At 69.9% G+C, this 6,968-nt stretch carries 9 protein-coding genes and 3 tRNA genes; 6 read left to right on the top strand and 6 right to left on the bottom strand.

Annotated elements, in window-relative coordinates; all coding sequences use genetic code 11:
- Window positions 1-92 precede the first annotated feature (92 nt).
- The 3 genes from OC490_RS46165 to OC490_RS46155 all read right to left on the bottom strand — a co-directional run bounded on the left by OC490_RS46165 (window position 93) and on the right by OC490_RS46155 (window position 351).
- Window positions 93-164: transfer RNA gene (locus OC490_RS46165), tRNA-Val, on the bottom strand.
- Window position 165: 1 nt separating this feature from the next.
- Window positions 166-239 (bottom strand) — tRNA-Cys (locus OC490_RS46160).
- Between the two features lie 39 nt (window positions 240-278).
- Window positions 279-351: transfer RNA gene (locus tag OC490_RS46155), tRNA-Gly, on the bottom strand.
- A 179-nt stretch (window positions 352-530) separates the two neighbouring features.
- Between OC490_RS46155 and OC490_RS46150 the strand changes: the two genes are divergently transcribed.
- The 3 genes from OC490_RS46150 to OC490_RS46140 are packed head-to-tail and all read left to right on the top strand — an operon-like array spanning window position 531 to window position 3,271.
- Window positions 531-1,574, top strand: a complete 1,044-nt coding sequence (locus tag OC490_RS46150; RefSeq protein WP_262064061.1) for a chorismate-binding protein — start codon at window positions 531-533, stop codon at window positions 1,572-1,574.
- The gene (locus OC490_RS46145; protein ID WP_262064060.1) at window positions 1,571-2,392 is read left to right on the top strand and encodes an aminotransferase class IV; all 822 of its coding nucleotides are present in this window, start codon (window positions 1,571-1,573) and stop codon (window positions 2,390-2,392) included. Before OC490_RS46150 ends, OC490_RS46145 begins: the two co-directional genes overlap by 4 nt.
- A gap of 54 nt (window positions 2,393-2,446) precedes the next feature.
- Window positions 2,447-3,271, top strand: coding sequence for a GNAT family N-acetyltransferase (locus tag OC490_RS46140; protein WP_262064059.1), 825 nt, complete (start codon window positions 2,447-2,449; stop codon window positions 3,269-3,271).
- 16 nt (window positions 3,272-3,287) lie between these two features.
- On the opposite strand, the gene OC490_RS46135 is transcribed toward OC490_RS46140, so the two are convergent.
- Window positions 3,288-3,803 carry a DsbA family protein gene (locus OC490_RS46135; RefSeq protein WP_262064058.1) on the bottom strand — a complete coding sequence of 172 codons (516 nt, stop codon included), beginning with the start codon at window positions 3,801-3,803 and terminating at the stop codon, window positions 3,288-3,290.
- Between the two features lie 260 nt (window positions 3,804-4,063).
- Between OC490_RS46135 and OC490_RS46130 the strand changes: the two genes are divergently transcribed.
- Both OC490_RS46130 and OC490_RS46125 read left to right on the top strand, forming a co-directional pair.
- Window positions 4,064-4,507: a hypothetical protein gene (locus OC490_RS46130; protein WP_262064057.1), complete on the top strand. Its 444-nt coding sequence runs from the start codon at window positions 4,064-4,066 to the stop codon at window positions 4,505-4,507.
- A 164-nt stretch (window positions 4,508-4,671) separates the two neighbouring features.
- On the top strand, window positions 4,672-4,824 hold the full coding sequence (locus OC490_RS46125; protein ID WP_019059824.1) for a hypothetical protein: 153 nt from the start codon (window positions 4,672-4,674) through the stop codon (window positions 4,822-4,824).
- Between the two features lie 64 nt (window positions 4,825-4,888).
- On the opposite strand, the gene OC490_RS46120 is transcribed toward OC490_RS46125, so the two are convergent.
- The gene (locus OC490_RS46120) at window positions 4,889-5,449 is read right to left on the bottom strand and encodes a CGNR zinc finger domain-containing protein (RefSeq protein WP_262064056.1); all 561 of its coding nucleotides are present in this window, start codon (window positions 5,447-5,449) and stop codon (window positions 4,889-4,891) included.
- Window positions 5,450-5,753: 304 nt separating this feature from the next.
- Window positions 5,754-6,167 carry an SsgA family sporulation/cell division regulator gene (locus OC490_RS46115; protein WP_010351314.1) on the bottom strand — a complete coding sequence of 138 codons (414 nt, stop codon included), beginning with the start codon at window positions 6,165-6,167 and terminating at the stop codon, window positions 5,754-5,756.
- A gap of 191 nt (window positions 6,168-6,358) precedes the next feature.
- Between OC490_RS46115 and OC490_RS46110 the strand changes: the two genes are divergently transcribed.
- A complete protein-coding gene (locus tag OC490_RS46110) occupies window positions 6,359-6,835 on the top strand; it encodes a TIGR02611 family protein (RefSeq protein WP_262064055.1) in 477 nt (158 codons plus the stop codon).
- Window positions 6,836-6,968 lie beyond the last annotated feature (133 nt).

Raw genomic sequence — 6,968 nt, 5'->3', positions numbered from 1 at the left:
ATTGAACCAGTGACCTCTTCCGTGTCAGGGAAGCGCTCTCCCGCTGAGCTAATCGCGCGGGGATCCTTGTGGATCAAGTCCTTGCGGACCAGTGGACGATACTGGGATTGAACCAGTGACCTCTTCCGTGTCAGGGAAGCGCTCTCCCGCTGAGCTAATCGTCCTTGGAGGTGGAGACGGGATTTGAACCCGTGTAGACGGCTTTGCAGGCCGTTGCCTCGCCTCTCGGCCACTCCACCAGGAGTGCGGGGGTTCGGGAAGAGCCCCCACTTCCTGCGAGCGGACGACCAGGTTCGAACTGGCGACCTCAACCTTGGCAAGGTTGCGCTCTACCAACTGAGCTACGTCCGCTTGTCGTTTCCGCTCGGCTTGCGCGTCGCGGCGACGAGTTGAACTCTAGCGGATTCCCCGGCCAGCACAAAAACGCGTTTGTGCAGCGTGCTGGCCTGCGACTACGGGAACGCATGGTCAGGGCACCCGCGGTGACATGGCTGGGCAACCTGTGAGACACCCGCCATAGACTCGACGGCGTGCTCGACCTCGTTCCTCTCGCCCGTTTCGGCGGCCGTGTCGCCACCGGCCTCCTCGATGTCACCAGCGATCCCGCGGCCCTGGACTCCACCGGCTTCTGGGCGGTCGCTGCCGACTTCGAGGGCCGTCTGACCTGCGCGCGCTTCCGAGACGTACGACCCGAACCGGTCCCGGCACCCGCCCCCGGCGCCTGGCACGGCCCCGCGACCGACGCCTGGACCAGCTCCCTCGACCGCGCCGCCTACACCGCCGGTGTCCGCCGTATCCGGGAGCACATCGCGGCCGGCGAGGTCTACCAGGCCAACCTGTGCCGCGTCCTGTCCGCGCCGATCGCCCCCGACGCCGACGTGGACGCCCTCACCGCCCTGCTCGCACGCGGCAACCCGGCGCCGTACGCAGGAACGATCCGGCTGCCCGGTCACGGTGTGGAGATATCCACCGCGTCACCCGAACTCTTCCTGCGCCGCACCGGGCGGGTCGTCGAGTCCGGCCCGATCAAGGGCACCGGGCGGACGGAGGCGGACCTGCTGCAGAAGGACTACGCCGAGAACGTGATGATCGTGGACCTGGTCCGCAACGACCTCGGGCGCGTCTGCGCCACGGGAACCGTGACCGTGCCGGACCTGTGTGTCGTCGAGAAGCACCCCGGTCTCGTCCATCTCGTGTCGACGGTCCGCGGTGAGCTGCCCGCAACCGCCGGCTGGCCGGAGCTGCTGGCCGCCGCCTTCCCGCCCGGGAGTGTCACCGGCGCGCCCAAGTCCAGTGCCCTGCGCATCATCGACGCCCTGGAGACCACGCCCCGGGGCCCCTACTGCGGGGGCATCGGCTGGGTGGACGCCGACCGGGGCACCGGCGAACTGGCCGTCGGCATCCGCACCTTCTGGATCGACCGCGCCGACGGCATGCTCCGCTTCGGCACCGGCGCGGGCATCACCTGGGGGTCGGACCCCGAGGGGGAGTGGCGGGAGACCGAGCTGAAGGCGGCACGGCTGCTCGCGGTAGCGTCGGGCGCGTACGAGGTGAGCGGAGAGGCTCTTTCATGAAGATCTGGCTCGACGGCGGGCTGCAGGACATCGAGTCCGCCCGTGTCTCCGTCTTCGACCACGGACTGACCGTGGGCGACGGCATTTTCGAGACGGTGAAGGCGACGGACGGGAAGACGTTCGCGCTGACCCGCCATCTCGACCGGCTGACCCGCTCCGCGCGCGGCCTCGGCCTCCCCGACCCCGACCTCGACGAGGTCCGCCGCGGCTGCGCGGCCGTCCTGGACGCCAACCCGCTGTCGTTCGGCAGGCTGCGCATCACGTACACGGGCGGCCACGGCCCCCTCGGCTCCGACCGCGGCGAACACGGTCCGACCCTGGTGGTCGCCCTCGGCGAGGCGAAGCACCGCCCCGACTCCACCGCCGTCGTCACGGTCCCCTGGACCCGCAACGAGCGCGGCGCCCTCGCGGGCCTCAAGACCACCTCCTACGCCGAGAACGTCGTCGCCCTCGCCCGAGCCCACCAACACGGCGCCTCCGAGGCCCTGTTCGCCAACACGGTCGGCCAACTCTGCGAAGGCACGGGGTCGAACGTCTTCGTCGTCCTGGACGGCGAGATCCACACCCCGCCGGTCACCTCCGGCTGCCTCGCCGGCATCACCCGCGCCCTGACCGTCGAATGGACCGGCGCCAAGGAGACCGACCTGCCGCTGGACGTCCTGGAGCGCGCCGACGAGGTCTTCCTGACGTCCTCGCTGCGGGACGTACAGGCCGTCCACCTGCTCGACGACCGCCAACTCCCGGGCGTGGCAGGGCCGGTGACCGCCAAGGCCATGCGCGTCTTCGACGAGCGGTCGGCCGACGACCTTGATCCATAAAAGCCTCATTTATATGGGCTGACCTGGTGCTCCGGGTCGGGTAGAACACAGTTGATGACCACGACCCTGCGGCCGACCGAGCCGCTTCAGCGCGAGGCCGACGGGACGCGTTCACGCCGTTTCCAGGTGTGTGTGAACAGCCGTCCCGTCGGCGCCATACACCTCGGCACGAGTCCGCTCTTCGGCGATTCGGTGGCCCGGATCCTGGACCTGCGCATCGAGGAACCGGACCGCCGGCGCGGCCGGGGCACCGTGGCCGCGCTGGCCGCCGAGGAGGTGGTGCGGGGATGGGGCTGCGGCCGGATGGAGGTCTCCGTGCCGGCCGACGCGGAGGCGGCGCTGAAGGTGGCGACGGCCCTCGGCTACGTCGTGCGCAACCGCCACATGGACAAGCCGCTCGGCGACACCGCGCCCGAACTTCCCGCCGGAAGCCGGGCCCGGCCCATGACCGAGGAGGAGTACGGCCCCTGGAAGCAGCAGGACACGGAGAGCTTCGTCCGGAGCTGGGCCGACCGCGGAATGCCCGAGGCGCAGGCCCGGACCAGGGCGGTGGAGGGCACCGCCGCCCTGCTGCCCGACGGACTCGCCACCGCGGACATGCTCTTCAGTGTCCTGGAGCACGAGGGCACGGCGGTGGGCACGCTCTGGACGGGTCGCCGTGACGGCAAGGCCTTCGTCTACAAGGTCGAGTCCGACGCCCGTTACCGGGGCAAGGGCCACGGCCGCTCCCTGATGCTCCTGGCCGAGGCGCAGGGCATCGCGGCTGGTCTGCCGGCCATCGGGCTGAACGTCTTCCAGGGCAACACCCCGGCCGAGCGGCTCTACGAGTCACTCGGCTACGAGACGGTCACCTACCACCTGTACAAGAGCCTGCTCTGAGACTCTCTCCACGTCCTCACTCGCCCTTGGCGAGCAGCCGGTCGGCGATCTCCTCGATGCGGGCGCGCAGCCCTTCCTGGCTCTTGCCGCCGTCGAGGCGTTCGCCGTCGATGACATATGTCGGGGTGCCGGTCACACCGATGGCCTTGCCCTCGGCCTGGTCGGCGTCGACGATCAGGATGTGCCGGCCGTCGATCAGGGCGGTGTCGAACTCCTCGGCGTCCAGGCCGAGTTCGCCGGCCACCTCGACCAGGAAGGGTTCCCCCCTACGGTCCAGCTCCTCGACCCGGGCGAGCACGGCCTCGACGTAGTCCCAGCCCCGCCCCTGCTCCACGGCCTCCTCGGCGGCCTGCGCGGCGGCGAAGGAGTGCTTGTGCTTGTCCACGGGGAAGTGCCGCAGCCGCAGTTCCAGCCGGTCGCCGTAGCGGGCCCGCAGTGCGCGCAGATCGTCCAGCGCGGTGCGGCAGTCCGAGCACTGGAGCTCGCACCAGACGTCGAGGACGGGGATGCGCGCGGGGGAGAGGTCACTCATGGGCCCAGTCTCCCAGCCCCGCATCCACCGTCCCAACCGGGATCACGGGGACCACGGGGCGCGGGCGTACGACGACGACCGGCACCTGGGGAGGATGCGACCCGGAGATGTCCCTGATGTCCTACCGGGGCATGGCATCCCGGGGACCGGACGGTGCAGGATGGAAGGGACGAAGTGCGACCTGCCGGACCGACGTGTCCGAGCGGACCGACCGACCTCGTCCGACCGAGACTGCCCGACGGAACTGCCTGGAGGACCGGATGATTGCCGAGACCGTCTGTTCCGCCGTCTCCGCGGCAGGCCTGGGCATCGCGGCGGTCACCGCGTACCGCAAGCGTTTTCTCTCCGCCGCCCGTATCGCCGCCTATTCGCTCGTGCCTGTCGGCCTGGTGATGACCGGGGTCGTCGGCTGGGCCGCCGACACCGCGTTCAGCCCCGTGGCCTGGGCGGGCTTCGTCGTACTCGGCGGCGCCTGGCTGCTCTTCTCGGGCACCCGCGCCGTGGAGCGCCGCCGCGGCGGCACCCGCAAGGAGCGCAGGGCGGCCCGCGCCTCGGACCGGTCGGACGCCGTGGCGCCTACCGCCTCCGCGCCCTCCCTCGGCCCTGCCGTACGCCCGGCGACCCGGCCCGCCGCCGCGCCCCGCGCCAAGAGCGGGGACGACTTCAGCGACATCGAGGCCATCCTGAAGAAGCACGGCATATGACGGCCGCACAGCGACTGAAACGACACAGAGCGAGCCGGGTCCGCCGGTAAGTGTTCAGGACGCGACGCGACCCGAAACGGACATCACGGAATTCGGCGAACTCCCTCTCCTATCGGGCGTGTTGATCGCGTGAGGGGTCCTCGCTGCGTCATCATCGCGGCGAGATGCTGGACACGACACAGAGCGACGCCGCGCCGCCGAAGGACGAGCCGCGCGGGTGCCTTTTCGCCCTTTCCCAGCCACCGCTGATGATCTTCCTTGCGGTGATCGGGTGTCTGCTGCTCATGGCCTCGCTGCACGACCTGCTGATGCTGTGAGCCGTACTCGTGGTCCCCGACGTCACCCGCCGGGGGCCACGACCTCATCGAGGAGCGTCGGCCGTCAGCCCGCGGCTTCCTTGCGCCGGGCCCGGTACGCGGCGACATGCAGCCGGTTTCCGCAGGTCCGGCTGTCGCAGTATCTGCGCGAGCGGTTCCGGGAGAGGTCGACGAAGGCACGCCTGCAGTCGGGAGCCTCGCAGCGGCGCAGTCGCTCCTGCTCGCCGGCCACCACGAAGAACGCGAGCGCCATCCCGCAGTCGGCGGCGAGATGGTCGGCGACCGAGGCACCGGGCGCGAAATAGTGCACGTGCCAGTCGTAGCCGTCGTGGTCCGTGAGGCGGGGTGTGGTGCCCGCGGCGGCGACCAGGTCGTTGATCAGTCCCGCCGAGGTCCGGGGGTCCGGCGCCCCGAAGACCGCGGTGAACCGGCTGCGGATCTTGCGCACGGCGGAGAGGTCGAACTCCGAGAGCTCGCCGACATCGCTGATCTCGTGGTTCCGTACGAAATCCGCGAGCAGCGCGACGTCCGACAGTCCGTCCGGCGCCGCGGCGTCCTCCGGCGCGGTGTTCACCAGATCCACCACGGTGTCGAGGGCACACCGGGTGTCGTGGGTGATCAGCACGTTTAGCTCCCTGGCCTGGGGGTCGGGCGGGCGCCCGCCGATGCTGGCCGATGGTAGTGGCTTCCCGGAGGACGGCCCCATGCCTCTATGAACGCCCTCGTGCCCCTCGGGGTTCCCCGGGCTACGGAGAGTCGCGCCCGCCGTGGCCACGGAGAGCCACCGGGAGCGGGCACCGCACGCACCGGCGCCGCCCCCGCGACGAATCGCGGCGACGGCGCCGGTGTGTGCCATATGCGGTTGTCCAGGCCCGAGCCGTCTCCCCGAGTTCGGACGGCGCCGGGTGGTTCTGGGTCGGGGCCTTGCGCTAGTTCTCCGCCAGGATGTGCGACAGCTCCTGATCCAGGTCGAAGTGCCGGTGCTCCGTGCCGGGTGGCACGGCGGCGTCCGTCCGCTTCAGGAAGGACTCCAGAGCCCGTGCGGGAGCCTCCAGCAGGGCTTCGCCCTCGGGAGAGCTCAGTGCGATGCAGACGACGCCCTGACCGTGACTACGGGATGGCCAGACACGGACGTCGCCGGTACCGGTGGGCCGGTGGAGGCCCTCCGCGAGAAGGTCGCGGGCGAACACCCACTCGACGGTCTCCTCGGCTCCGGTGTGGAAGGTGGCGTGCACGGCGTAGGGGTCGGCCGTGTCGTACCTCAGGCCTGCGGGAACAGGCAGGGATGACTCGCTCGACACAACGAGGCGCAGGTGCAGCTCGCAGCTGACCGTGGTGTTCATAAGCGCCAGGGCCTTTCGCTCAGTGTGCGCTCGGGGATTCGCACGTCGGCGAAATCGACATGCCACCTACGGTGCCGTTGTAAACCCCTCTGAGTGTTTTGCGTGCCTTTACGTAACTCTTCCGGCCGAGGGCTCGATCGCTCGGTGCGGCCATTCCGGTGACTGGTTTCCCTCGGGTAGGGTTTGTCCGTATGAATACGGGGAGTGACGGGCCGGGTGAGGTTGTCGTGGCGTCGGACGGAGTGGCCGACGAGACGCCGGACGCGACAGGAGCGGACGGGGCGCGGGACGAGCGGGGGCTCGGTTCCAAGGCGCCGGAATTCGTCAAGGCGCGCCGTGCGCTGCATCTGAGCTGGCAGGTCGGTGTCTTCGTGATCGGCCTCGCGGTCGTGGCCGCCGGCATCGTCATGCTGCCGCTGCCGGGACCCGGCTGGGTGGTGATCTTCGGCGGTATGGCGATCTGGGCGACCGAGTTCGTCTGGGCGCAGCTGGTGCTCCGCTGGACGAAACGCAAGGTCACCGAGGCGGCGCAGCGCGCGCTCGATCCCGCGGTGCGCCGTCGCAACATCGTCCTGACCTCGATCGGCCTGGTGATCGTGATCGCCCTTGTGGGCGTCTACGTCTGGAAGTTCGGTGTCGTGATGCCCTGGAAGATCAAGGACCAGTGACCCGGTGGCAGCGCCCGGGAGCCTTTTCGTGCTGGTCGGAGGCACCCGCTGACATGGGGTAATGTTCTCCGTGCGTCCGGGCGATTAGCTCAGTGGGAGAGCGCTTCGTTCACACCGAAGAGGTCACTGGTTC

Origin of the sequence: Streptomyces sp. STR69, from assembly GCF_024519455.1 — a bacterium.
Classification (GTDB): domain Bacteria; phylum Actinomycetota; class Actinomycetes; order Streptomycetales; family Streptomycetaceae; genus Streptomyces.
This window is presented reverse-complemented; position numbering and strand designations above follow the sequence as displayed.